Origin of the sequence: Streptococcus sp. KHUD_014, from assembly GCF_051106275.1 — a bacterium.
GTDB lineage: Bacteria > Bacillota > Bacilli > Lactobacillales > Streptococcaceae > Streptococcus.
Genome location: NZ_CP193666.1, coordinates 1,545,649 through 1,568,937, shown reverse-complemented (window position 1 = coordinate 1,568,937; position 23,289 = coordinate 1,545,649). Strand labels below are relative to the sequence as shown.

General features: G+C 41.5%; 21 protein-coding genes. 20 read left to right on the top strand and 1 reads right to left on the bottom strand.

The window, feature by feature from the left end; translation table 11 throughout:
* Window positions 1–40: 40 nt before the first annotated feature.
* From ACORHT_RS07600 to ACORHT_RS07570, 7 genes are all read left to right on the top strand, one after another.
* Window positions 41–601, top strand: coding sequence for a TlpA family protein disulfide reductase (locus ACORHT_RS07600; protein WP_434349916.1), 561 nt, complete (start codon window positions 41–43; stop codon window positions 599–601).
* Window positions 602–610: 9 nt separating this feature from the next.
* Entirely contained in the window at window positions 611–1,726 is a 1,116-nt protein-coding gene (gene msrB / locus ACORHT_RS07595; RefSeq protein ID WP_434349915.1) for a peptide-methionine (R)-S-oxide reductase MsrB, read from the top strand.
* 354 nt (window positions 1,727–2,080) lie between these two features.
* Entirely contained in the window at window positions 2,081–7,324 is a 5,244-nt protein-coding gene (locus tag ACORHT_RS07590; RefSeq protein ID WP_434349914.1) for an SIALI-17 repeat-containing surface protein, read from the top strand.
* A 115-nt stretch (window positions 7,325–7,439) separates the two neighbouring features.
* Window positions 7,440–9,161 carry an aminodeoxychorismate synthase component I gene (gene pabB / locus ACORHT_RS07585; RefSeq protein WP_434349913.1) on the top strand — a complete coding sequence of 574 codons (1,722 nt, stop codon included), beginning with the start codon at window positions 7,440–7,442 and terminating at the stop codon, window positions 9,159–9,161.
* The gene (locus tag ACORHT_RS07580) at window positions 9,162–9,785 is read left to right on the top strand and encodes an alpha/beta fold hydrolase (RefSeq protein WP_248034739.1); all 624 of its coding nucleotides are present in this window, start codon (window positions 9,162–9,164) and stop codon (window positions 9,783–9,785) included.
* Between the two features lie 40 nt (window positions 9,786–9,825).
* Window positions 9,826–10,785 (top strand): ROK family glucokinase, encoded by a 960-nt coding sequence (locus ACORHT_RS07575; RefSeq protein ID WP_248034740.1) that lies wholly within the window; start codon window positions 9,826–9,828, stop codon window positions 10,783–10,785.
* A gap of 101 nt (window positions 10,786–10,886) precedes the next feature.
* Entirely contained in the window at window positions 10,887–11,726 is an 840-nt protein-coding gene (locus tag ACORHT_RS07570) for a thymidylate synthase (protein WP_434349912.1), read from the top strand.
* A 202-nt stretch (window positions 11,727–11,928) separates the two neighbouring features.
* Here ACORHT_RS07570 and ACORHT_RS07565 read toward each other — a convergent pair whose 3' ends face one another.
* Window positions 11,929–12,099 (bottom strand): DUF3042 family protein, encoded by a 171-nt coding sequence (locus ACORHT_RS07565; protein ID WP_001051776.1) that lies wholly within the window; start codon window positions 12,097–12,099, stop codon window positions 11,929–11,931.
* A 120-nt stretch (window positions 12,100–12,219) separates the two neighbouring features.
* On the opposite strand from ACORHT_RS07565, the gene miaA reads away from it, so the two are divergent.
* The 13 genes from miaA (at window position 12,220) to ACORHT_RS07500 (ending at window position 23,266) form a co-directional block, all read left to right on the top strand.
* Complete coding sequence (gene miaA, locus ACORHT_RS07560; RefSeq protein WP_434349911.1) at window positions 12,220–13,104, top strand: tRNA (adenosine(37)-N6)-dimethylallyltransferase MiaA; 885 nt, start codon at window positions 12,220–12,222, stop codon at window positions 13,102–13,104.
* Window positions 13,097–14,335 (top strand): GTPase HflX, encoded by a 1,239-nt coding sequence (hflX, locus tag ACORHT_RS07555; protein ID WP_434349910.1) that lies wholly within the window; start codon window positions 13,097–13,099, stop codon window positions 14,333–14,335. The genes miaA and hflX overlap by 8 nt, the downstream gene beginning before the upstream one ends.
* Entirely contained in the window at window positions 14,328–14,951 is a 624-nt protein-coding gene (locus tag ACORHT_RS07550) for a cystathionine beta-lyase (protein ID WP_434349909.1), read from the top strand. The genes hflX and ACORHT_RS07550 overlap by 8 nt, the downstream gene beginning before the upstream one ends.
* Before the next feature lie 14 nt (window positions 14,952–14,965).
* Window positions 14,966–15,895, top strand: a complete 930-nt coding sequence (rnz, locus tag ACORHT_RS07545) for a ribonuclease Z (RefSeq protein ID WP_434349908.1) — start codon at window positions 14,966–14,968, stop codon at window positions 15,893–15,895.
* Between the two features lie 20 nt (window positions 15,896–15,915).
* Window positions 15,916–16,671: an SDR family NAD(P)-dependent oxidoreductase gene (locus ACORHT_RS07540; RefSeq protein WP_434349907.1), complete on the top strand. Its 756-nt coding sequence runs from the start codon at window positions 15,916–15,918 to the stop codon at window positions 16,669–16,671.
* Between the two features lie 201 nt (window positions 16,672–16,872).
* Entirely contained in the window at window positions 16,873–17,442 is a 570-nt protein-coding gene (locus ACORHT_RS07535) for an SMI1/KNR4 family protein (RefSeq protein WP_434349906.1), read from the top strand.
* An 18-nt stretch (window positions 17,443–17,460) separates the two neighbouring features.
* Entirely contained in the window at window positions 17,461–17,898 is a 438-nt protein-coding gene (locus ACORHT_RS07530) for a hypothetical protein (RefSeq protein WP_434349905.1), read from the top strand.
* Between the two features lie 2 nt (window positions 17,899–17,900).
* On the top strand, window positions 17,901–18,965 hold the full coding sequence (locus ACORHT_RS07525; protein ID WP_434349904.1) for an ankyrin repeat domain-containing protein: 1,065 nt from the start codon (window positions 17,901–17,903) through the stop codon (window positions 18,963–18,965).
* A gap of 44 nt (window positions 18,966–19,009) precedes the next feature.
* A complete protein-coding gene (locus ACORHT_RS07520) occupies window positions 19,010–19,597 on the top strand; it encodes an SMI1/KNR4 family protein (protein ID WP_434350834.1) in 588 nt (195 codons plus the stop codon).
* Window positions 19,594–20,343, top strand: coding sequence for a hypothetical protein (locus ACORHT_RS07515; RefSeq protein WP_434349903.1), 750 nt, complete (start codon window positions 19,594–19,596; stop codon window positions 20,341–20,343). Before ACORHT_RS07520 ends, ACORHT_RS07515 begins: the two co-directional genes overlap by 4 nt.
* An 18-nt stretch (window positions 20,344–20,361) precedes the next feature.
* Window positions 20,362–20,709 (top strand): hypothetical protein, encoded by a 348-nt coding sequence (locus ACORHT_RS07510; protein WP_434349902.1) that lies wholly within the window; start codon window positions 20,362–20,364, stop codon window positions 20,707–20,709.
* Between the two features lie 207 nt (window positions 20,710–20,916).
* A complete protein-coding gene (locus tag ACORHT_RS07505; protein ID WP_434349901.1) occupies window positions 20,917–21,318 on the top strand; it encodes a hypothetical protein in 402 nt (133 codons plus the stop codon).
* A gap of 196 nt (window positions 21,319–21,514) precedes the next feature.
* A complete protein-coding gene (locus ACORHT_RS07500; RefSeq protein ID WP_434349900.1) occupies window positions 21,515–23,266 on the top strand; it encodes a glycoside hydrolase family 13 protein in 1,752 nt (583 codons plus the stop codon).
* Window positions 23,267–23,289: the final 23 nt, after the last annotated feature.

Sequence of the window (23,289 nt, the reverse complement as noted above, 5' to 3'; positions counted from 1 at the left end):
AAATATCTATATTCATATGATAACGAGGAAGGTGATGAAGATGAAAAAATGGCAAGCAACTGTATTGGTCTGCGCTAGTCTGGTCTGTCTATCGGCTTGTAACAATCAGATGGAGAACCAAGCTGATAAGCAAAATGGAGACAAAAATGCACAAGTTAGCTCTCAAATGGCAAAACAAGGGGAAGCAGTTCCAGACTTTGAGCTTATGGGAGTTGATGGTAAAACCTATCGCCTATCAGATTATAAAGGTAAAAAGGTCTATCTCAAATTTTGGGCATCTTGGTGCTCTATTTGTCTAGCTAGTTTACCTGATACCGATGAGCTTGCAAAAGAAGCAAGTGATGACTATGTCATCTTGACAGTGGTTTCTCCTGGTCAAAAAGGGGAACAAGCAGAAGAAGCCTTCAAAAAATGGTATCAGGGTTTGGACTATAAAAATTTTCCTGTACTTCTAGACCCTTCAGGAAAACTTCTAGCGAGTTACGGAGTTCGTTCTTATCCGACTCAGGCCTTTATCGATAAAGAAGGAAAACTAGTCAAGACTCAACCAGGCTTTATGGATAAGGCAAGTATTTTAGAAACTCTGAAAAGCATAGATTAGAGGCTACTCATGAATGATAAATTAAAAATAATTGTATTCATAGGAATCATCATTTGCATTATTATTGGACTTTTATTTCTTTTGGAAAAAAGGAGCTCAAGCTACACTGATACTTCTCAAATCGAGAAGGCAGCAGTTAGTCAAGGGAAAAAAGTCACGAAAAAAACTGAGCCAAGTAAAGATTCTGACTTACATGATATCTATCTAGCTGGAGGTTGTTTCTGGGGAGTCGAAGAATATTTTTCTCGAGTGGCAGGTGTGACAGATGCTGTTTCTGGATATGCGAATGGGAGAGGAGAAACAACCCAGTATGAATTGATCGGCCAAACCGGGCATGCTGAGACTGTTCATGTGACCTACGATGCCAATCAAATTTCTCTAAAAGAAATCTTGCTCCATTATTTCCGCATTATCAATCCAACTAGTAAAAATAAGCAGGGAAATGATGTGGGGACTCAGTACAGAACAGGAGTCTACTATAAGGACGAGCATGACCTAGAAGTCATCAATAAAGTCTTTGAGCAAGTTGCTCAAAAGTATGACCAGCCTCTAGCGGTTGAAAAGGAAGCCTTAAGCAATTTTATTGTGGCTGAGGACTACCACCAAGACTATCTCCAGAAAAATCCTAATGGATATTGCCATATCAATGTCAATCAAGCAGCCTATCCGGTCATTGATGCTAGTCAATATCCAAAACCGAGCGACGATGAATTGAAAAAAATTCTCTCTCCAGAGGAGTATGCAGTGACTCAAAATAGTAAAACAGAACGCGCCTTTTCAAATCGTTACTGGGATAAATTTGAAGCAGGTATTTATGTGGATGTAGCAACTGGTGAACCACTCTTTTCTTCGAAAGATAAATTCGAATCGGGCTGTGGTTGGCCGAGCTTTACCCAGCCTATCAGCCCAGATGTTGCAACCTATAAGGAAGACAAGTCCTACAATATGGTCAGAACAGAAGTCAGAAGTAGAACAGGGGATTCTCACCTAGGACATGTCTTTACAGACGGACCTCAGGACAAGGGGGGACTTCGCTATTGTATTAACAGCCTGTCTATCCGTTTTATTCCAAAGGATCAAATGGAAGAAAAGGGTTATGGTTATTTGTTGGATTATGTAGAGTGAACTTGATTTTATAAAAAAGAGTTTACTAAAAATGTTTTAGATTCATAAAAAGTGTAGAATTTGGATTTTAGAAGCGGTTGGGCAATTTAATCGAACGTGGTGGGATTACTCCCGTAAATTTTTGATTTTGAAAACAAGTAAGGCGAAGGCTATCCGTTTTTCAATGATTGAAACTATCTACTAATAACTGGGTCGCTAGATAGGGGATATATTGGAATATGTGCCAGACTAAAAATGTGGTTCAGTCAATGCTGATCCGCTTTTTTATTTAAAAAATATCAATTTATCTCGAAAATATTTTGTAAAAAAATCAACAAAATATTATAATAAGATTATGAAAACAGAATAAAGGAGATGTCTCTAAAGACAATTGATAAAGCTGATATGGAAGATAGAAAAAAGCTACAAAAATTTGCCATTCGCAAACTGAGCATGGGAGTGGGCTCGGTATTGATTGGACTTGCCTTCGTTGGAGGAACACTTGAACCAAAACTGGTTCAGGCTGATGAAACCAAGCAAGTTTCCTTTCACTATTTAGCAGAATCGGAGTTGACAGCTGCTGAACGTGAACTCATTCACCATGAATTGCCACAAGATCTGAGCCAAGAGAGCTATTATCTAGTCTATCGTAAGCAGGGACAAGCTGTCCTACCTCAAACAGGATCTGTAACCTTCCCCTTGGCTGGTCTTGGTCTTTTGACTGCTAGTTTGGTGGTTTTCCTATTTTCTAGGAAAAAGCCTTCTAAGATAGTTGGAGTGTTATTGATTGCTTCTGTAGGTAAGAGTTTATTACTACCTTATCAAGTATTTGCTTTTGAACACAAGGACTTGCTAGCTTATGATCAGACTAAAACCCTTGTCTCTGCAGATGGTTTCTCTCAAGGGATTATTGACATTAAAGGCTATGACTATGTCGGTTATTTATTAGAATCGGATTTAAGAGGAAGAGGGAAAGATCTAACGTCTAGTGGAAATCCAGAAATTCCTGCAAAGCCAGTAAATCAAGCAGCTGTTCATGAAATTTCCGAATTTACAGGTGGCGTATCAGGTGATTCCTTGGTTGAACCAGTTAAGCCGGCATTTGAAGGTGGAGTCAATGGTCCAGGAGCAGTAGCTGAATCCTTGCCAGAGTATACACCAGAATTTAGTAGTCAAAGTGGCCTTCCAGAAGTCCACGAGAAACCTGCCTTTACAGGCGGTGTATCTGGCGAATCCTTGGTTGAGCCAACAAAATCAACATTTGAAGGTGGAGTCAATGGTCCAGGAGCAGTAGCTGAATCCTTGCCAGAGTATACACCAGAATTTAGCAGTCAAAGTGGCCTTCCAGAAGTCCACGAGAAACCTGCCTTTACAGGCGGTGTATCTGGCGAATCCTTGATTGAGCCAACAAAACCAACATTTGAAGGTGGTGTTAATGGCCAAGGAGCAGTAGCTGAAAGCTTACCAGAGTATACACCAGAATTTAGTAGTCAAAGTGGCCTTCCAGAAGTCCACGAGAAACCTGCCTTCACAGGTGGCGTATCAGGCGAATCCTTGGTTGAGCCAACAAAACCAACATTTGAGGGTGGCGTCAATGGCCAAGGAGCATTAGCCGAAGCTTTACCAGAGTATGAAGGTGGTGCAGTTCCAGTTGAAACTTTGAAACAGGAACTCCCAGACTTTACAGGCGGTGTATCTGGCGAATCTTTAGTTGAGCCAACAAAACCAACATTTGAAGGTGGCGTCAATGGCCCAGGTACATTAGCCGAAACCTTACCAGAGTATACCCCAGAATTTAGCAGTCAAAGTGGCATCCCAGAAGTCCATGACAAACCAGTCTTTACAGGCGGTGTACTTGGTGAATCCTTGGTTGAGCCACCTAAACCAACATTTGAAGGAGGCGTCAATGGCAAAGGTGTAGTAGCTGAAACCTTACCAGATTATGAAGGTGGTGCAGCTCCAGTTGATACTCTGAAACAGGAACATCCTGAGTTCACCGGTGGCGTATCAGGCGAATCCTTAGTTGAACCAACAAAACCATCATTTGAGGGTGGAGTCAATGGTGAACCGCTTGTTGAGCCTGCTCAACCTAGCTTTGAAGGTGGGGTCAATGGAGAAAGTACAGTAGCTCAAACCTTGCCAGATTATGAAGGAGGCGCAGTTCCAGTTGATACTCTGAAACAGGATACACCTAGCTATAGTGGTGGCGTGAATGGCACTGAAGCGCTAGTTCTAGATGCAAAACCGACTTTACATATTGAAGTCCGAAAAGAGCTGATCCCTAAACAAACTAGGGAAAAGATTGATCCAGACATGCTTGTCGGTGAAACAAGAATCGAGCAAGTCGGTCAAGATGGTGAGAAAGAGATTGTTACCAGCTATGAGGAAAAAGATGGGAAACGTATTTCAGAGCCGAAAGAAACAACACGAATTTTAAGAGAAGCTAAAGATCAGATCATTGTCCGTGGTAGTAAGAAAAAGGTAGAGCTCAAACCTGTACCAGTCCTAACTCTTTCTACTATTACTGGAAATTCGATGGGCCGTTCAGCTCGCTTAAGCTATAACTTGGACAAGGCAGATGGCGTTACCGTTTCAAAAATTAGCGCTACTATTAAAGCCAAGGGGCTAGAGGAACAGACTCTGGACTTCACGAGTGATCAACTGGTAGCAACAGTTGATAATCTAAAACTCTACACGGACTACACTATTTCTACAAGGATGGTCTACAATCGTGGTAAGGGTGAAGAGAGCACTCTGCTTGAGGACAAGAAGCTTCGTTTAGAACTTAAAAAGCTAGAAATAAAAGATATCAAGGAAACAAGCCTTGTTAAGTTTGAAAATGGCAAAGAGTCTGTGATTCAGCACTTGACAGAAGTGCCAAGAAACTTGGAAGACTACTACCTCAAGATTAGTTCAGAGAGCCATAAGACCAGCCGTTTAGCCATCAAGTCTATTCAAACTGAGAGAATAGCTGGGAAAGAGTACTACAAGGTGACTGCTGAGGCAACTGACTTGATTCAACGCGATGCTCAGAAAACCTTTGAGGAAGGCTATAGCTACTACCTGGCTAAGTCAAGAACCGAATCTTCTGCTATTGCTGGTGTAAAAGAATACACTTATCAGGATATCCAAGATTATGATAGTCGCCATGATCAAGCCTATCGCAACCTTGAAAAATTACAGCCTTTCTACAATAAAGAATGGATCGTTAATCAAGGGAATAAACTGGATCTTGATCACAATCTAGCCAAGAAGCAGGTAGTCTCTGTTATCGCCATGAAAGGGAAAGACTTTGTGACGGACCTGTCAGTGGCAGACCATATCATGGTTCATTATGCAGACCAGACCAAGGAGGTATTTGCAATTACCTCACAAAATTCTGGCTTGACTGCCATCAAGGAATACAAGATTGCTGACTTGGATGTGCTTTATACTCCAGATATGCTGGTTAGGGACCGTTCAGCCCTAGCCAAGGAGCTAACATCTATCCTGAAAACAGTGGACTTACAGTCGGATGGAGTTTATCGAATCCTAGATGATCAAACCACTAGCCTTGATAAGAAGGTTGAGGCAGTGAAGAACTGGTATCTAGAAGAAAGCTTTGCAGAAGTCAAAGCGCAGCTAGGAAGTCTGGTTGATAAGTTACTTACCAATCTAGACTACCAGTGGAATGATTCGCCTACTAGAACTGCTGCCTTGAAGAAGAAAGTTCAGGACAATCAATCAGCTATCATGCTGGGACTTGCTTATCTCAATCGCTATTACGGTATCCGATTCGCGGATTACAATCTGAAAGAACTCATGCTCTTTAAACCAGATTTTTATGGGCAAAACGTCGATGTCTTGGATCGATTGATTGAACTTGGTTCAAGAGAGAACAACCTAAAAGGTGACCAGACTCATGAAACCTTTGCCAGAGTCCTAGCCAAGGATACAAAATCTGAAGATTTACATGCCTTCTTAGACTACAACAGACAGTTGTTGACGACTGACAAGGATATGAATGACTGGTTTGTGAATGCCACCAAGGGCCATGTCTACATAGCAGAGCGAGCTTCGAAGAATCAAGAAATTGCCAATCGGAAGCATCGGGCTTATGACAATCTTAATAACTGGTTGCATCGCAATATGATTCTGCCTTTGTTGAATGTCAAGAAGGCACAGATGTTCCTGATTTCCAACTACAATACCATTACTTTTGGATCAGCAGATAAATCTGGTAAAACCATAGACCAGATGAAAGCTGACATCGACCTAGTAGCGGACCGCCAGTTGACTTACTTGGACTTCTGGTATCGACTTGCCGCTGATGATGTCAAAGACCGTATGGTTAAGAGTGACTTTAATGTAGCTACACCAGTTTGGGAAGGCTATCGCGTTGATAGACGTGGCTGGGTAGAGCGTTATGGACATACCAGTGGTATGGAAGACTACGCGCCAATTCGTGAGGTATTTGGACCAGCAGGTCGCTACTATAAAGACAATAAGCTAGGAGCTTATGCCTCTATCTATCCAAAGATAAATGCCAGAGATGCTGTTCACTTTGTAGAAATCGATATGATGAGTGAGTATGGCTTGTCTGTCTACACCCATGAGACAACTCACGTCAACGATCGCATTGTCTATCTGGGTGGCTACAAACATCGTGAAGGAACCTATGTAGAAGCCTATGCTCAGGGTATGCTGCAGTCGCCAGCTGAGGAAGGTCATCAGGGTGAGTACGGGGCCCTCGGACTCAACATGGCTTACATGCGACCAAATGATGGGGACCAATGGTACAATCCAGATCCAACCAAGTTGCAAACACGCAAGCAGATTGACCACTACATGAAGGGTTATAACGAGGCCTTAATGCTTCTAGATTATCTGGAAGGAGAACGAGTTCTGGCTAAGAATGATCTGGCTTTGAAGAAGGCTTGGTTCAGCAAGATGACCAAGCAGATGCGTTATCAGGACCAGGATAATAAACTCCTTGCTCCTAACCAGTGGGACTATGTCCGTCCATTGACGGATGAGGAAGCCAAAACTCAGCTAAATTCTGTGGACGACTTAATCAAACATAACATCATCACCAATAGGCATTACCAAGGAACTTACAGACCAGAAGAACTCAAGACAGCTTACGTCAATGTCAAGATGGTGGATGCTATTTATGGTGGAAATACAAGTCAGGGAGCTCCAGGAGCCATCTCCTTCAAGCATAATGCCTTCCGTATGTGGGGCTATTATGGTTATGAAAATGGTTTCCTAGGCTATGCTTCTAACAAGTACAAGGATGAGGCGCTAAGCGAGGGACATGACACCCTTGGGGATGATTTCATTATCCAGAAGGTTTCGAAAGGCAAGTTCCAGAACTTGGAAGAATGGAAGAAGGCCTGGTTTGACGCTATTATTGCCAAGGCAAAACGAGGAATTCATAGTTTTGAAATTGATGGCCAACAAATTGATTCTTACGAGAAATTGCAAGATTTGTTTGACCAAGCAGTAGAAACGGATTACCGAAACTTTAAGTATGGAGGCTCAGTTGCAAACTATACAGTAGCTCTGAAGAAAAAAGTCTTCCAAAAACTATTGCAGGTCACAGATGCCTTTTCATCCGAACTCTTTCCCAAAGGATAGATAAAAGAGAGTGTGTTCAGATTTCCTAAGGAAGTGAAAACTACTTTAGCATTCTCAAAGAATAAAATTGCCAGATCTCCTGTTTGGGGTCTGGCTTTTATGGTATACTTAGGATATGCATAGAAAAACAGTGATTGATTTCAGGGTTTTGGGCGAGAGATACACCTTTACCCAGCCTATTAAAGAGTTAAAAACCAGAGATTTAGCAGAAGTAGCAGACCTGCTGGCACAAGTGGAAAGCTACCAAGAGCAAGGCTTTTATGTGGTAGGTTATATCAGTTATGAGGCTGCGCCTGCTTTTGAGGAAAAATTAGCAGTTCACATGGCGCCCTTACTGGGGGAGTATTTGCTTTACTTCACTGTTCATAGCAGTGTTGAAACATCTAGCATTCCTCTGGCTTATGAGGAGGTGAATTTACCATCAAACTGGCAGGAGCTAACATCTGCTGAGGATTATGAAAAGGCTATTGCCCAGATTCACCATCATTTGCGACAGGGCGATACTTATCAAGTCAATTATACGGTTCAACTCAAGCAGGAGTTGTCTGCCAATCCTTTTGCTATCTACAATCGTATGGTGGTGGAGCAGGAAGCGGGATATAATGCTTACGTAGAGCATGATGATATGGCAGTGATTTCCATGAGTCCAGAACTCTTTTTTGAGCAAAATGGTCGTGAGTTGACCACTCGTCCTATGAAGGGCACAACTAAACGTGGTTTGAATAACGATGACGACTTGAAAGAGGCGGCTTGGTTGGAACAGGATCCCAAAAATCGTTCAGAAAACATGATGATAGTGGACCTCTTGCGCAATGACATGAATCGTCTGTCTGAGGTGGGAAGTGAGCATGTGGAGCGTTTATGTCAGGTGGAACAGTATTCAACGGTTTGGCAGATGACTTCGACCATCAAGAGTCAGTTACGACCGGATGTTGACCTAGTTGAAATTTTCCGTTCACTCTTTCCATGTGGTTCTATTACAGGAGCTCCCAAGATAGCGACTATGGAAATTATCAAAGACTTGGAGCCCCAACCAAGAGGAGTTTACTGTGGAACTGTTGGACTCTTACTTCCCAATGGCCGACGGATTTTCAATGTCACCATTCGAACCATTCAACTGCATGGAGGGCAAGCCATCTATGGAGTCGGTGGAGGCATCACTTGGGATAGCACTTGGAAGTCAGAATACCGTGAAGTCCAGCAAAAGGCTGCTGTTCTATATCGCAAACAGCCTCATTTTAAGCTGATAACGACAGGAAAAATCAGCCAGAAAAAATTACTCTTTGAAAAGCAACATCTAGAAAGACTACAAAAGGCTAGTCGTTATTTTGCCTTTCCATTTGATCAAGATAGTTTGAGACAAAAAATAGAGGAAGAGTGTCAAGCTTGTGACCTCCATCAAGACTACCGTTTGCGAATCAGTCTCAATAAGTCTGGAGGAATAGACATTGATCGACAAGTATTAACACCACTTAGTTCTAGCTTCTGTCAGGCTAAACTTTGTCTGCAAGGAGCTGATTTGCAGCAGGCCTTTACCTACTTTAAGACGACACACCGACCGCATTTGACAATGGGAGAGAATGAAATTATTTATCATACTGCTGATGGAAAATTGCTTGAAACCTCTATTGGCAATCTGGTCTTGAAAATGGATGGCAAGCTCTATACCCCACCTAGCGCTCTTGGTATTTTACCAGGGATTTATCGTCAACACTTGCTTGAAAATGGGCAAGTAGAAGAGAAGGTTTTGACCATAGAAGATTTGATGCGAGCAGAAGTCATCTATGGCTGCAATGCAGTAAGGGGCTTGTATGAGTTGTCAGTAAAGGAGCACTAAATGAAACTTATATTTTTACACGGTTTGGGACAGTCCGCAGATAGTTGGAAAGAAGTTCAGGATTTGCTTGCAGATTATCCCTCTGAAGCCCTGGATTTATTTCCTTCAGGAGTTGGGACCTACCAAGAAGCCAAAGAGCGCATTTATCAACACTTAACAGAGGAGACAGAACCTTTTGTCTTAATCGGTTTGTCTTTAGGGGCTGCACTTGCGTTGGAACTTTCAAGTTATGATCTACCACATCTTCAGGCCTTGGTTTTGTCAGGATGTCCACTGAAATTAGCAGGTAACATTCCTTTTTACATTCAGTTGCTGATATTCAAATTGCTTCCTAAGAGGATATATGAGAAGCAGGGGGCAGATAAGGCTCTTATGGTTGGAGTTTCCGAGGAATTAAAAACACTTGATTTAAGAGAGAATGCAAAGAATTGTCCCTATCCAAGCTTGTTAATTTGTGGTAGTCAGGATAAGCCAAATCTCAGTTCAATGAAAAGTATTCATGAACTGATGCCAGATTCTCAGTTTGAGACCATCCCTGACGGCCCTCATGTCTTGAATAAGGCAAAACCAAAAGAGTTTGCAGAATTAACCAGAAGTTTTCTTGAATTGCTGAAACAAGTTTGATAAAATAATAAAGAAGTGATAAATCATAAAGGAGATAAAAATGAGTCAAAAGATTATTGGGATTGACCTTGGTGGAACTTCTATCAAGTTCGCTATTTTAACGCAAGAAGGAGAAATCCAAGAAAAATGGTCTATTAAGACAAACATTTTGGATGAAGGAAGCCATATCGTAGATGATATGATTGAGTCTATTCAACACCGTTTGGACTTGCTTGGATTGGTAGCAGCGGACTTCCAAGGTATTGGAATGGGATCACCAGGTGTTGTTGACCGTGAAAAAGGGACTGTTATCGGTGCCTACAACCTCAACTGGAAAACTCTTCAACTAATCAAAGAAAAAATGGAAAAAGCCTTGGGGATTCCATTCTTTATCGACAATGACGCCAACGTGGCAGCTCTTGGTGAGCGTTGGATGGGTGCTGGTGACAACCAACCAGATGTTGTCTTTATGACACTTGGTACAGGTGTTGGTGGCGGTATCGTAGCAGAAGGTAAATTGCTTCACGGTGTTGCAGGTGCTGCTGGTGAACTTGGACACATCACAGTTGACTTTGATCAACCAATCGCATGTACTTGTGGTAAAAAAGGCTGTCTTGAGACAGTAGCTTCAGCGACAGGTATCGTTAACTTGACTCGTCGTTACGCAGATGAATACGAAGGCGATGCAGCCTTGAAACGCTTGATTGATGATGGTGAAGAAGTAACTGCTAAAACTGTCTTTGACTTGGCAAAAGAAGGGGACGACCTCGCTTTGATCGTTTACCGTAACTTCTCACGTTACTTGGGTATTGCATGTGCCAACATTGGTTCTATCCTAAATCCATCAACAATTGTTATCGGTGGTGGAGTTTCAGCTGCTGGGGAATTCCTTCTCCAAGGCGTGCAAAAGGTTTATGACGAAAATACCTTCCCACAAGTACGCACAACAACTAAGCTAGCTCTTGCAACTCTAGGAAATGACGCTGGAGTTATCGGAGCAGCATCACTTGTCTTGCAATAAATAAACATAAAAAGGAGAAAATTGCTTTCTGTAAGCGAGTGATTTTCCTCCTTTCTTTTTTTATGCTATACTAGTTAAGACAATAATTGAGGTGAGAGTAAATGACAAAAGCAGACACGATTTTTAAAGAAAATATCGAGCGAATCCTTAAGGAAGGAGTCTTTTCAGAACAAGCTCGTCCCAAGTACAAGGATGGGACTGTTGCTAACTCCAAGTACATCACAGGGGCCTTTGCAGAGTATGATTTGTTTAAGGGGGAATTCCCCATTACAACCCTACGTCCAATTGCTATCAAATCAGCTATAAAAGAAGTGCTTTGGATCTACCAAGACCAGTCCAATAGCCTAGAAGTTCTCAATGGCAAGTACAATGTTCACTACTGGAATGACTGGGAAGTTGGAGATACAGGGACTATTGGGGAACGTTATGGGGCTGTTGTTAAGAAGCATGACATCATTAACAAGATTCTCAAACAGTTAGAAGCCAATCCTTGGAACCGTCGTAATATCATTTCACTTTGGGATTATCAGGCTTTTGAGGAGACAGACGGCCTTCTTCCATGTGCCTTTCAGACTATGTTTGATGTCCGTCGTGTAGATGGGGAAATCTATTTGGATGCGACCTTGACCCAGCGTTCTAATGATATGCTGGTGGCTCATCACATCAATGCCATGCAGTATGTAGCTCTTCAAATGATGATTGCTAAACACTTTGGCTGGAAAGTTGGGAAGTTCTTCTACTTCATCAACAACCTCCATATCTATGATAATCAATTTGAGCAAGCTCAGGAATTGCTCCGTCGTGAGCCGTCAAACTGTCAACCACGCTTGGTTTTAAATGTTCCTGATGGGACCAATTTCTTTGATATCAAAGCAGAAGATTTTGAGTTGGTGGATTATGACCCTGTTAAGCCACAGTTAAAGTTTGATCTAGCTATTTAATACTCTTCGAAAATCTCTTCAAACCACGTCAGCGTCGCCTTATCTACAACCTCAAAACCATGTTTTGAGCTGACTTCGTCAGTTCTATCCACAACCTCAAAGCAGAGCTTTTAGCAACCTGTGGCTAGCTTCCTAGTTTGCTCTTTGAGTATAAAAGAATAGAAAAAAGAAGTTGAGAAAAAATCTCAACTTCTTTTGTTGCTTAGTGTGATACGCGACGACGCGCTGCTTTCTTACGGTTTTCTTCGATGAAAGCTGCTTTTTGTTCTTCTGGTTCGATCACTTTCTTTTTAACTGCGTATACTGCACCTGCAACTGCAGCGACAGTTCCTGCAATACCTGTTACAAGACCTTTAGCGAATCCTTTAGCCATGAGTATTCCTCCTTTAACTTATGAATCAGCCAGCTACCTCAAGAGGTCGCATTTTTCTGACTGACCTTTTTGTGATATAATAATAGTAACGAAAAAATGGGAATTTTTCAAGGAAAAAAGATGAAAACAAAAATAATTGTGATTGTTGGACCGACTGCAGTTGGAAAAACAGCTCTAGCCATTGAAGTTGCTAAGCATTTTAATGGTGAAGTAGTTAGTGGAGATAGCCAACAAGTCTATCGAGGACTGGATATTGGGACAGCCAAGGCAAGTCCGGAGGAGCAGGCAACTGTCCCTCATCATTTGATTGATGTGAGAGAGGTAACCGAGTCTTACTCGGCTTTTGATTTTGTTTCAGAAGCTAAGGCGGCCATTGAGGATATTCAAAGTCGAGGTAAGCTCGCTATTATTGCAGGTGGGACAGGACTTTATATCCAGAGTCTGCTAGAAGGATATCATTTAGGTGGGGAGACACCTCATGAGGAGATTTTAGCTTATCGTGCTAGTCTAGATCCTTTTTCAGATGAGGAGTTAGCCCATCTTGTAGAGCAAATAGGCCTTGAAATTCCCCAGTTTAATCGTCGTCGTGCCATGCGTGCTTTAGAAATTTCCCATTTCGGTCAAGATTTGAAAAATCAAGAAAGTTTATATGAACCTCTGATTATTTGCTTGGATGATGAGCGTAGTCAGCTTTATGAACGGATTAACCACCGTGTGGATTTGATGTTTGAAGCTGGACTATTGGATGAAGCTAAGTGGTTGTTTGACTATTATCCAGATGTGCAGGCTGCTAAAGGGATTGGCTATAAGGAACTCTTTCCCTATTTTCGAGGGGAGCAGAGCCTGGAGGAGGCTAGTGACAGTCTCAAACAGGCGACCCGTCGTTTTGCCAAGCGTCAGCTAACCTGGTTCCGAAATCGCATGCAGGTGACCTTTTATCAGATAGGAGAATCTGGTGTAAAAGACCGTATTTTAAGCCAGATTGAGGAGTTTTTAAATGATTGAAACGGAGAAAAAAGAGGAGCGAGTCCTGCTTATTGGTGTTGAACTCCAGGGCATGGATAATTTTGACCTCTCCATGGAAGAACTGGCTAGTCTAGCTAAGACGGCTGGTGCAGTCGTAGTCGATAGTTACAGACAAAAACGAGAAAAATACGACTCCAAGACCTTTGTCGGAACTGGTAAGTTGGAAGAAATTGCTCAAATGGTGGACGCAGAAGAAATCACGACAGTCATCGTCAATAACCGTCTGACACCTCGACAAAATGTTAACCTTGAGGAAGTGTTAGGCGTCAAGGTCATTGACCGTATGCAGTTAATCTTGGATATCTTTGCCATGAGAGCTCGAAGTCATGAAGGCAAGCTCCAAGTTCATCTGGCCCAGCTCAAGTACCTCTTGCCTCGTTTGGTTGGTCAGGGGATTATGCTCAGCCGTCAGGCAGGGGGAATTGGTTCCCGTGGACCAGGTGAAAGTCAGCTGGAGCTGAACCGTCGTAGCGTTCGCAACCAGATTACAGATATTGAACGCCAACTTAAGGTGGTTGAGAAAAATCGGGCGACAGTTCGAGAAAAACGGTTGGAGTCAAGCACCTTTAAGATTGGCTTGATTGGTTACACAAATGCTGGAAAATCGACCATTATGAATACTCTGACTAGCAAGACCCAGTATGAGGCTGACGAGCTGTTTGCAACTCTGGATGCGACAACTAAAAGCATTCATCTTGGTGGGAATCTACAGGTAACTTTAACGGATACCGTTGGATTTATCCAAGACCTACCGACAGAATTGGTGTCAAGTTTCAAGTCGACCTTGGAAGAAAGCAAGCATGTAGACCTTCTAGTTCATGTTATCGATGCCAGCAATCCTTACCATGAGGAACATGAAAAAACAGTTCTTTCCATCATGAAAGACTTAGACATGGAGGATATTCCTCGCTTGACCCTTTATAATAAAGCAGATCTGGTGCAGGACTTTACACCTACTCAAACGCCATATGCTCTGATTTCGGCAAAGTCTAAAGATAGTCGAGAACAGATACAGGCGCTACTGCTAGATAAAATCAAGGAAATTTTTGAAACCTTTACCCTGCGCGTGCCTTTTTCTAAATCTTACAAGATTCATGATTTGGAGAGTGTTGCGATTCTAGAAGAACGGGACTACCAAGCTGACTGTGAGGTCATCACGGGCTATATTGCTAAGAAAAACAAATGGAGATTAGAGGATTTTTATGACTGATATCAAAACATTAGCTCTCAAGTATGGTGGATATACTAGCTTAGATAAAGTATATCTAGATCAGCTTTTAGCTGGCAAATCTGAGCAGGAGCAGCTAGCCCTCATCACTCCTCCACCCAGTGTAGTGAATGCCTACTTTGCAGAGCTCTACCAGAAAAAGAGCCCTCAAGCTGCGACAGATTATTTTGCAGAAGTTAGTCAGGCACTGAACCTCTACAATATTGAACCAAGTTTCACTCTGGAAAGCAAGCCCTTTATTCGCCTCAATCTATCTGGTAAATCCTTTGGCTTTTGCTACGAAAAAGAAGGACTAGGTCGCATTTTCTCAGAGAACGAGGAAGCAATTACGGATGAATTACTCTTTGAGATTGCGCAAATTTTTCCTCATCAGCTAGTTTTTGAGGAGTCTGGGAAAATTTACATGAAGGCAATCGGAGAAGAGGAAGTAGTCAGCCTGGAAAATCTCACAGCCTTGACAGATCTGGAAAATTTAGCAGATGGAAGAAAGCGACTTAAGGGATATAGCCAAGAGGACTTACTACAAGAAGCTAGAGCTTTTTCTGGCAAGCTTTATTATCGCTCGGAAAACCGCACCGCTATGTTATATATTGATTAATTAGAAAGTATCGAATGGATATTCAATTTTTAGGAACGGGGGCTGGTCAGCCCTCTAAAGCCCGTAATGTTTCAAGTCTTGCTCTGAAACTCTTGGACGAGATTAACGAAGTCTGGCTCTTTGACTGTGGAGAAGGAACGCAAAATCGCATTCTGGAAACCACGATTCGACCACGCAAGGTCAGCAAAATCTTTATCACCCATTTGCACGGAGACCATATCTTTGGATTGCCTGGTTTCCTCTCTAGTCGTGCCTTTCAAGCCAATGAAGAGCAGACAGATTTGGAAATTTATGGTCCCCAAGGCATCAAGTCATTTGTCTTGACCAGCCTACGTGTGTCAGGTTCACGCCTGCCCTATAAGATTCATTTCCATGAATTTGACCAAGATTCTCTAGGGAAAATTCTTGAAACAGATAAATTCACGGTGTATGCGGAAGAGTTGGATCACACTATTTTCTGTGTGGGTTATCGTGTCATGCAAAAGGATCTAGAAGGGACCTTGGACGCTGAAAAACTAAAGGCTGCCGGCGTACCATTTGGACCGCTTTTTGGTAAAATCAAAAACGGGCAGGATGTAGTCCTAGAGGACGGCACCAAGATCAAGGCAGCAGACTACATCTCAGCTCCACGTCCAGGTAAGATTATTACTATCTTGGGTGATACTCGAAAAACGGATGCCAGTGTGCGTCTGGCTGTCAATGCAGATGTCCTTGTCCATGAGTCCACTTATGGTAAAGGTGATGAGAAAATTGCCCGCAATCATGGCCATTCAACCAATATGCAGGCTGCGCAGGTCGCAGTAGAAGCAGGTGCCAAACGGCTTTTGCTCAACCACATCAGTGCCCGTTTCCTCTCAAAAGATATCAGCAAGCTCAAGAAAGACGCTGCTAGTGTCTTTGAAAATGTCCATGTGGTTAAAGACCTAGAAGAAGTGGAAATCTAGAATCTCGAGAAAGGAAAAGTATGTCTACGATTCTCATTACGGGTGCTAGTGGTGGTCTAGCCCAAGAAATGGTCAAACTCTTGCCCAATGATCAATTGATTTTGCTAGGTAGAAATAAGGAAAAATTAGCTCAACTATACGGAAATCATCCACAGGCAGAATTGGTCGAGATTGATATTACCGATGAGCAAGCCTTAGAAGGATTGGTAGCTGACCTCTATCTCCGTTATGGTAAGATTGATGTTTTGATTAACAACGCTGGCTACGGGATTTTTGAGGATTTTGACAAGATTTCTAATCAAGATATTCATCAAATGTTTGAAGTCAACACCTTTGCTCTCATGAATCTATCTCGTTTGCTTGCTTCTCGCATGAAGGAAATGCGAAAAGGTCATATCCTCAATATCGTTAGCATGGCAGGATTGATTGCGACTGCTAAGTCTAGTCTATACTCTGCGACCAAGTTTGCGGCTATCGGTTTTTCAAATGCTCTTCGCCTTGAGCTCATGCCCTATGGTGTCTATGTGACGACGGTTAATCCAGGTCCGATTCGTACGGCATTTTTCGACCAAGCAGACCCAGATGAGATCTACCTTAAATCAGTTGACCGCTTCCTGTTAGAGCCAGATGCAGTGGCTAAAAAGGTTGTCAAGATTATAGGAAAAAACAAACGAGAACTTAATCTCCCGATTTTGTTGAACCTAGCCCATAAGTTTTATACTCTCTTTCCCAAGCTAGCTGATAAGTTGGCAGGGGAAACTTTTAATTATAAGTAAAAAGCTGCTCCCTTGAGGAATGGCTTTTTGTTTTAATTAGGAGAAGTTGTTGATCAAAAATAATCCCTGAAAATACTGGTAGTTTATCCCTGTTAGATAGCTTTGAGGTATAATAGAGATAAGAAAGTTCATCAGAAAAAAGAAGACCTAAACTAGCTAATTTGCTCTAGAAAATGGACTATTTATAGTCGGAGGTTGACAATGGAATTATTGACAACTGACCAAATCATTTCCATTATTGAGGAAGCAACACAAGGGCTTGACCCTGAGATAAGAGAAGGAATTGTCCTGAACCAAACGGAACTGCCTGTGTCTGAACTGGATCGTTTGAAAAAACAACTGCAAATACAAGATTTGGATCCGATTTTTAGGAAGTATATTCTGGCCTATAACTGGGGACAGGTCGGTTTTTTAAGTTACCAGTTTGGATATGGGGACGACACTAGTCTTACTTGGCTAATCAATCGCAATTTGGAATACCATGATTACTCGACTCTACAAGAAAGCGGCCTGATCATCATTGCAAATGGAGATCCCTACACTATTTTGCTGGATTGTCAATCTGGGGCGGTCTATGCTCTTGATGCAGAGATGAACTATGATGAAAAAATATGGCTGGCACCAGATTTTCTAGCATTTGTTAGAGCCATGGGAACGGCCCAATCTGCAGTTTGGAAGGGTTGTGAAAGTGACTTCATCCGCTTGATGACTAGAATAGGGAATGCGTCTAGCCTGATATTCTGGCAGAGTCTGGTCGGATTTTATGATTGAAAATAGAAGGAGCAGGTCATGGAATTTATAGTAGCTGAGGAAGGGATTCCTCAAAATATCGGATGTCAGGGAGCCCTGATTGCCTATTATGGCAGTGAGATAGAATTTCATTATGAAACCGTTCCACCACACGGTGATGAGATTTTTTCTGCCAAGTTGCCTTTGTTGGGGCTTGATCTGCCCTTTTGGATCTATGGGAGAAATCTCATATTTTTAGATGCTTACTACCTCTTAGCAGAAACAGTTAAGAAAGGGACTTGGGATCACATAACGAGTATGCTCATCAACATTCATATGGGGGAATACGCCAGCCTAGACCACTGGTACAATCATATATCTATTGAGCAAAACGGTCTTGAGTTGAAAAATGATTATGATGGACAAGCCCTGACTTTGAAAACTGTTGACAATCTTCATTGGCTTGCCCTAGATGCTAAATCAGAAGAAAGTAACTAAATATGGCAAAGAAAAGAGTTACATTACCAAAAGAGTTTAAGGATTTAATGGATGAAGGAAATATTGAAGCCCTTAAAGCAGTCTATGATCGTTGTGAATTAACCGCTCATGATGGAAGATTTAGCTTATGTACACCTCTGCATATGGGAGGAGTCCCGGATGAATTGGTTATCTGGCTTGTCGAACAGGGCTTGGATATCAATATCCCTGATTATTATGGAGCGACTCCCTTGTACCGTCAAGCAATCTTGGGGAGAGATACAGTCAAACTCTTGCTTGAATTGGGGGCAGACATTGGAAAACCTAATACCTATGGTGAAACCCCCCTACATGTAGCAGCTGAGTTTTTCCATCCTAAGACTGTCAAACTTTTGATTGATAAGGGAGCAGATGTCAATGCTAAAAATGATATGGGAAGAACCCCACTAGCTTCAGTCTTGATGGTTTGTCGGGGGATTTATATTGCCCAAACTGCTGAAATCGCATCTATGCTACTGGATGCTGGCGCTAAGAAAACATCTGCTATGAAAGAAAAGGTTGAAAATATTGGTAAGGATTTTGAATTTCATAGAGAAAGTATCCACCCAGACTATATCGAGGGAGCAGATAAAGGTTTAACGAAGCTCTATGAGATCTTTGATGTCAAGCCTGTAGAAAAACGCCTAACTCATGATGGAGTTTCACCGATTAAGCTAGTAGAAGGTTCTTGGGAGGAGCAATATGAGGAACTTTGGTCCTTCTTGATTCCTTCAAGTGGAGCAGCAAAAACTGTTCAGGGAGAAGTTATCCGTATACCAGGTCGAGTTCGAGATGAACTGGATCGCAATGGTGGGGTCAACTGGGACAGGGACTATAGAAAAATGCTTCAGGCTCTCCCTCAATACTTGTCTCTAGGAATCCCTCTTTCAGATCAAGAATTGGAAGAGACTAAAGAGCTTATTGCTCAAGTTCATGGGAAAGATTTTGATGACGAGCCTCGCCTAGACCGCCTGTGTCAGCTAGCTATTGCTTGGATTAAGCAAAATCCTGAACCCCTGCTCCTAGAAAAGACAAGTTATAAGCGGTAAAAAGCATTGGAAGACAGATAAAATAAAGAAATCATGGTGAAATGATGCAACTAATTGACCAAATTAAAAAAATAGAAACTTATATTTGTGAGTGTTTTGAAGACTGGGGTTTGGATGATCCTGTAGAGGAAGGATATCTGGAAGATTATCAGGACATTTCTGGTACTTCCGAGGAAGAGCTTCAAGCCTTTGAGGAAATATTAGGCGTTCGTCTACCTAGTGACTTCAAAGAGCTTTATAGCTATAAAAATGGGAGTAAATACCTCTCTATTTTACCTTGTGTGATTGACCAGAGAGATTTGACTTTTTCTCTCATGAGTCTACAGGAAATTGAGACTTGTAAAAAATACTTTCAAAATAGAGATGCTCTGTTAACCGAATTTCCCGACTATTTTTCTAGTCAAGACCTAGAAAATATGCGTGATAGTAGAATTAAGCCCTATCTTTTTAATAAAAAATGGCTTCCTTTTGCTCAGTATTGTGACTCTTGCTATCTTATGCTGGATTTTGATCCAGACCGAGAGGGTCAGGAAGGGCAGATTATTTGCTACATCCATGATCCTGACCAGGTGATCTATGCAGCAGAGAGCCTTACAAATTTGATTGAAGGGATAATGGAAGAAATCATATGAATGGACAAATGTATCAGATAGCCTGTATCGTGGCAGCAGCTAGGAAGGCTTTAAAAACTGATCAGGCAATCTTGTATCATCCTGACCAATATATCAATAAGATTTGCTTTCAAATTTTGCCGTCAGAAAAGGGGGAAGTTATAGAACTATCTGTATCTGATTGGTTTGAAAATCTTAAGGAAAAAGGTTTGAAGGACTTAAAATTATTTTGTCCTATCTCAGTAAATGACAGAGGTATTTTAGGTTTCTCCAATACGACACAGAGTTCAATTCTCTGCTTTTATAAAGATGGGAAGGCAAGTTATTTCCTACCAAATTGGAAATCTGCTTCTGCAGGCAGGGGCTGGGATGTTACCTACACCGAGTATGAATGGGAAAGGTCTTCTCAAGACATTCCCCACTATGAAAATAATATCGAAGAATTTAAAGACATATTGACTCGTATAGAAAATCTAGCAATTAAAATTGAATGTGACAACTTTGCCAAAGTCTTTCACTCTGCTAGAAACTTTTTGCTAGACCCAGAATCTGGTAAAGGACTGGCAGAACCTCAAATTCCACTGCAACATCTAAGCATATTTAGAGCTGCAAGCTCAGCGGATGTTTTTGGAGGAATGGGCTCCTGGAATGATGAACCTGGATGGCTGGCACAAGATAAGGGACTTGGTCAACAATACGATGAACTTTCAGATCAATTGCTAAGAAATATTAGATCAGCCATTCTATTTGCCATCAACGAGTGGTGATGGATTAGGAGAGAGAAAATGGGGAAGTTAAAGTTAAGTCTATTGAATAAATGGGAACTAGACAAGGACTACAATAGTGTTTTCAATTCTGTCATGTTACAGGATGGTAGAGCCTTTGTCTTAACCAGTGAGAAGGAAACTTTCAATCGCTACTGTCTGCTTGAAATATCACCTTTGGGTGTGAAGGAGATAGATGCTTGGGATTGTGACCATATTTGGGAGGAAGAGCCTCTACTCTTTACAGATGGACAAAATATTGGCATCATCAAGGCTGGCAAGGAAATAGTCTATTATACTGGTGATTTTTCTCATCCAGAAATCATTGCCATAAAGGATCCACAAAGTATACTTCCTAAAAAGGCATAAGAGAGATATTTTCAAATCGTATCAGATAGCGACCAGATACCCGTGTGTTTTGAAGATCAAGTTTATACAAATCAGGCAAGAAACTTTGCCCTTTTAGAATTTGATAGAGAGAAAAAGCAGGCGAAGTGGACCACTTATTCGCATATTGATAAAAAAGAGTTAACCCACCACGACACGAGCTCTGATGCTTGTCCTAAAATTGATAGTATGAAATGTTGGAAGCAAGAGCTCTATGCCTTTACTTCGGGAGAAAGCCAAACCTCCGTCAATAAATGGGGCATGGACTATTATGCTCTTGTTAAAATCTCTAGTGATGGTCGTATTATCGAAAAGTTATTAGAATCTGAACATTTAAAGGCTTCAGGTAAAAAAGCTGGTGTCAATGGACTCTTTACGGATTCGCCTTATCTGATTCTGAGCCCCCTATTTAAGAATGATGATTGGAAGGGCAAGCAAAAGCTATTTTCTCTGGCAACGAGAGAATGGTGCGATATAGCCTTGCCTAGAGGAATGAGTAAACACAAGCTTCAAAATATGACAGAAAACTTTTGTTTAACCTTCCTGTACGACAGAGGATTAAAAGAACTTGCCCTTTGTCAGATTGACTAGGTTGTGAGGCTGAATATGGGAGCTTTTTATTGATAGGTGCTGATATTTCTTGATTAGTCTATAGTATTTATTTTTAGGTGTTTTCTTGTCAAATTTGACCAAGTATTGCAAATCGAATCTTAAAATAGTATACTAGTTCTGTTAGTTATGAAAACGTTTGCGTTTTTGTTGTTGAAGATTATTTAGGAGACAATACATGGAATTAACAGCCATTTATCATAGACCAGAATCAGAGTATGCATATCTTTACAAAGAAGGTCAGCTACATATCCGAATCAGAACCAAGAAAAATGATGTCCAGCAGGTTATCTTGCATTATGGAGATCCCTTTATTTTCATTGAGGATAAGTATGAAGCAAATAAAGAAATGACCAAAGTAACCTCAGATGCCCTATTTGACTATTGGCAGGTTACGGTATCGGTTGCTTTTGCACGGATTCAGTACCTCTTTGAACTCCTTGATGAAGAAGGTCAGGGTGTTTTTTACGGTGATAAGGGTTGCGTAGAACATACTCAAGAAAACTTGGATGCGGAAGGAAATGGTTTCAAGCTTCCTTATATTCACGAAATTGACGGTTGTCAGGTTCCTGACTGGGTTTCAAATACCGTTTGGTATCAGATTTTCCCAGAACGCTTTGCTAATGGAAATCCTAGTTTGACTCCAGATGGAGCTCGAGAGTGGGATGCTGTCATTGCACCTAACATGGATGATTTTTTTGGTGGAGATTTACAAGGGATTATTGACCATTTAGACTATCTAAAAGATTTGGGAATCACTGGACTTTACCTATGTCCGATTTTTGAAGCGACGACCAATCACAAGTACGATACGACGGATTATTTTGAAATTGACCGTCACTTTGGAGACAAGGAAGTCTTTCGTAAACTAGTCGAGGAAGCCCACAAACGTGGTATCAAGATTATGCTAGATGCAGTATTTAATCATATTGGCAACCAGTCAGTCCAATGGCAGGATGTTCTAAAAAATGGAGAAAAGTCACCTTATAAAGATTGGTTCCATATTCAAGAATTCCCAATTACAGAGGATAAACTTCAGAATCCAAGACAACTCCCTTATCATACTTTTGCCTTTGCTAGCTATATGCCTAAGTTAAATACGGTAAATCCTGAAGTTAAAAAATTTCTTTTAAGTGTTGCGACCTACTGGATTGAGAATTTTGATATCGATGCTTGGCGTTTGGACGTTGCCAATGAAATTGACCATCAGTTCTGGAAAGATTTTAGAAAGGCAGTTCTCGCTAAAAAGCCTGATTTGTACATCTTAGGTGAAATCTGGCATACTTCTCAGCCTTGGCTAAAAGGGGATGAGTTCCATGCGGTCATGAATTACCCACTTTCTGAAAGTATCAAGGATTATTTCTTGCGTCAGCATAAAAAGACAGAGCAGTTTATTTCAGAAATCAACAGCCAGTCTATGTACTACAAGCAACAAATCTCAGAGGTGATGTTTAACCTTTTAGATTCTCATGATACAGAGCGTATCCTTACAACTGCCAAAGGAAATATCCAGCATGTTAAGGCTGCCCTAACTTTCCTCTATCTTCAAAAAGGGACCCCTTGTATCTATTACGGAACAGAGTTGGCCCTAATTGGTGGACCAGACCCTGACTGCCGTCGTGTCATGCCTTGGGACCGTGTGTCTGAAGACAATGACATGCTGATTTTCATGAAGAAATTAATCCAAGTCCGTAAGGAGGTGGCAAGTATGATTCAGCATGGTTCATATAGTTTAGAAGAAGTGAAACCAGATGTTTTATCCTTGAAGTGGAACTACCAAGGAAAAGAAGTTCAAGCCATCTTCAATCAGTCTTCTGAGAAATATACTTTAGACAGAGATTCAGTTGATTTAGCGAGCCATTGCCAGTTTGAAGATGGACAACAAGTTATCTTGCCAGCTGGATTTGTGGTTTATTTAGATTCGATTTAAATCGATTTTAACTCCAGTACAGG

Excerpts from the sequence above, each read along its gene's own strand:
- ACORHT_RS07600 (WP_434349916.1), top strand. The coding sequence starts at position 41 with ATGAAAAAATGGCAAGCAACTGTATTGGTCTGCGCTAGTCTGGTCTGT.
- ACORHT_RS07525 (WP_434349904.1), top strand. The coding sequence starts at position 17,901 with ATGGCAAAGAAAAGAGTTACATTACCAAAAGAGTTTAAGGATTTAATG.
- ACORHT_RS07550 (WP_434349909.1), top strand. The coding sequence starts at position 14,328 with ATGACTGATATCAAAACATTAGCTCTCAAGTATGGTGGATATACTAGC.
- ACORHT_RS07570 (WP_434349912.1), top strand. The coding sequence starts at position 10,887 with ATGACAAAAGCAGACACGATTTTTAAAGAAAATATCGAGCGAATCCTT.
- ACORHT_RS07575 (WP_248034740.1), top strand. The coding sequence starts at position 9,826 with ATGAGTCAAAAGATTATTGGGATTGACCTTGGTGGAACTTCTATCAAG.
- ACORHT_RS07510 (WP_434349902.1), top strand. The coding sequence starts at position 20,362 with ATGGGGAAGTTAAAGTTAAGTCTATTGAATAAATGGGAACTAGACAAG.
- ACORHT_RS07535 (WP_434349906.1), top strand. The coding sequence starts at position 16,873 with ATGGAATTATTGACAACTGACCAAATCATTTCCATTATTGAGGAAGCA.
- ACORHT_RS07505 (WP_434349901.1), top strand. The coding sequence starts at position 20,917 with ATGAAATGTTGGAAGCAAGAGCTCTATGCCTTTACTTCGGGAGAAAGC.
- ACORHT_RS07515 (WP_434349903.1), top strand. The coding sequence starts at position 19,594 with ATGAATGGACAAATGTATCAGATAGCCTGTATCGTGGCAGCAGCTAGG.
- pabB (WP_434349913.1), top strand. The coding sequence starts at position 7,440 with ATGCATAGAAAAACAGTGATTGATTTCAGGGTTTTGGGCGAGAGATAC.
- ACORHT_RS07565 (WP_001051776.1), bottom strand. The coding sequence starts at position 12,099 with ATGGCTAAAGGATTCGCTAAAGGTCTTGTAACAGGTATTGCAGGAACT.
- ACORHT_RS07530 (WP_434349905.1), top strand. The coding sequence starts at position 17,461 with ATGGAATTTATAGTAGCTGAGGAAGGGATTCCTCAAAATATCGGATGT.
- ACORHT_RS07520 (WP_434350834.1), top strand. The coding sequence starts at position 19,010 with ATGCAACTAATTGACCAAATTAAAAAAATAGAAACTTATATTTGTGAG.
- rnz (WP_434349908.1), top strand. The coding sequence starts at position 14,966 with ATGGATATTCAATTTTTAGGAACGGGGGCTGGTCAGCCCTCTAAAGCC.
- ACORHT_RS07580 (WP_248034739.1), top strand. The coding sequence starts at position 9,162 with ATGAAACTTATATTTTTACACGGTTTGGGACAGTCCGCAGATAGTTGG.
- hflX (WP_434349910.1), top strand. The coding sequence starts at position 13,097 with ATGATTGAAACGGAGAAAAAAGAGGAGCGAGTCCTGCTTATTGGTGTT.
- miaA (WP_434349911.1), top strand. The coding sequence starts at position 12,220 with ATGAAAACAAAAATAATTGTGATTGTTGGACCGACTGCAGTTGGAAAA.
- ACORHT_RS07500 (WP_434349900.1), top strand. The coding sequence starts at position 21,515 with ATGGAATTAACAGCCATTTATCATAGACCAGAATCAGAGTATGCATAT.
- msrB (WP_434349915.1), top strand. The coding sequence starts at position 611 with ATGAATGATAAATTAAAAATAATTGTATTCATAGGAATCATCATTTGC.
- ACORHT_RS07540 (WP_434349907.1), top strand. The coding sequence starts at position 15,916 with ATGTCTACGATTCTCATTACGGGTGCTAGTGGTGGTCTAGCCCAAGAA.
- ACORHT_RS07590 (WP_434349914.1), top strand. The coding sequence starts at position 2,081 with ATGTCTCTAAAGACAATTGATAAAGCTGATATGGAAGATAGAAAAAAG.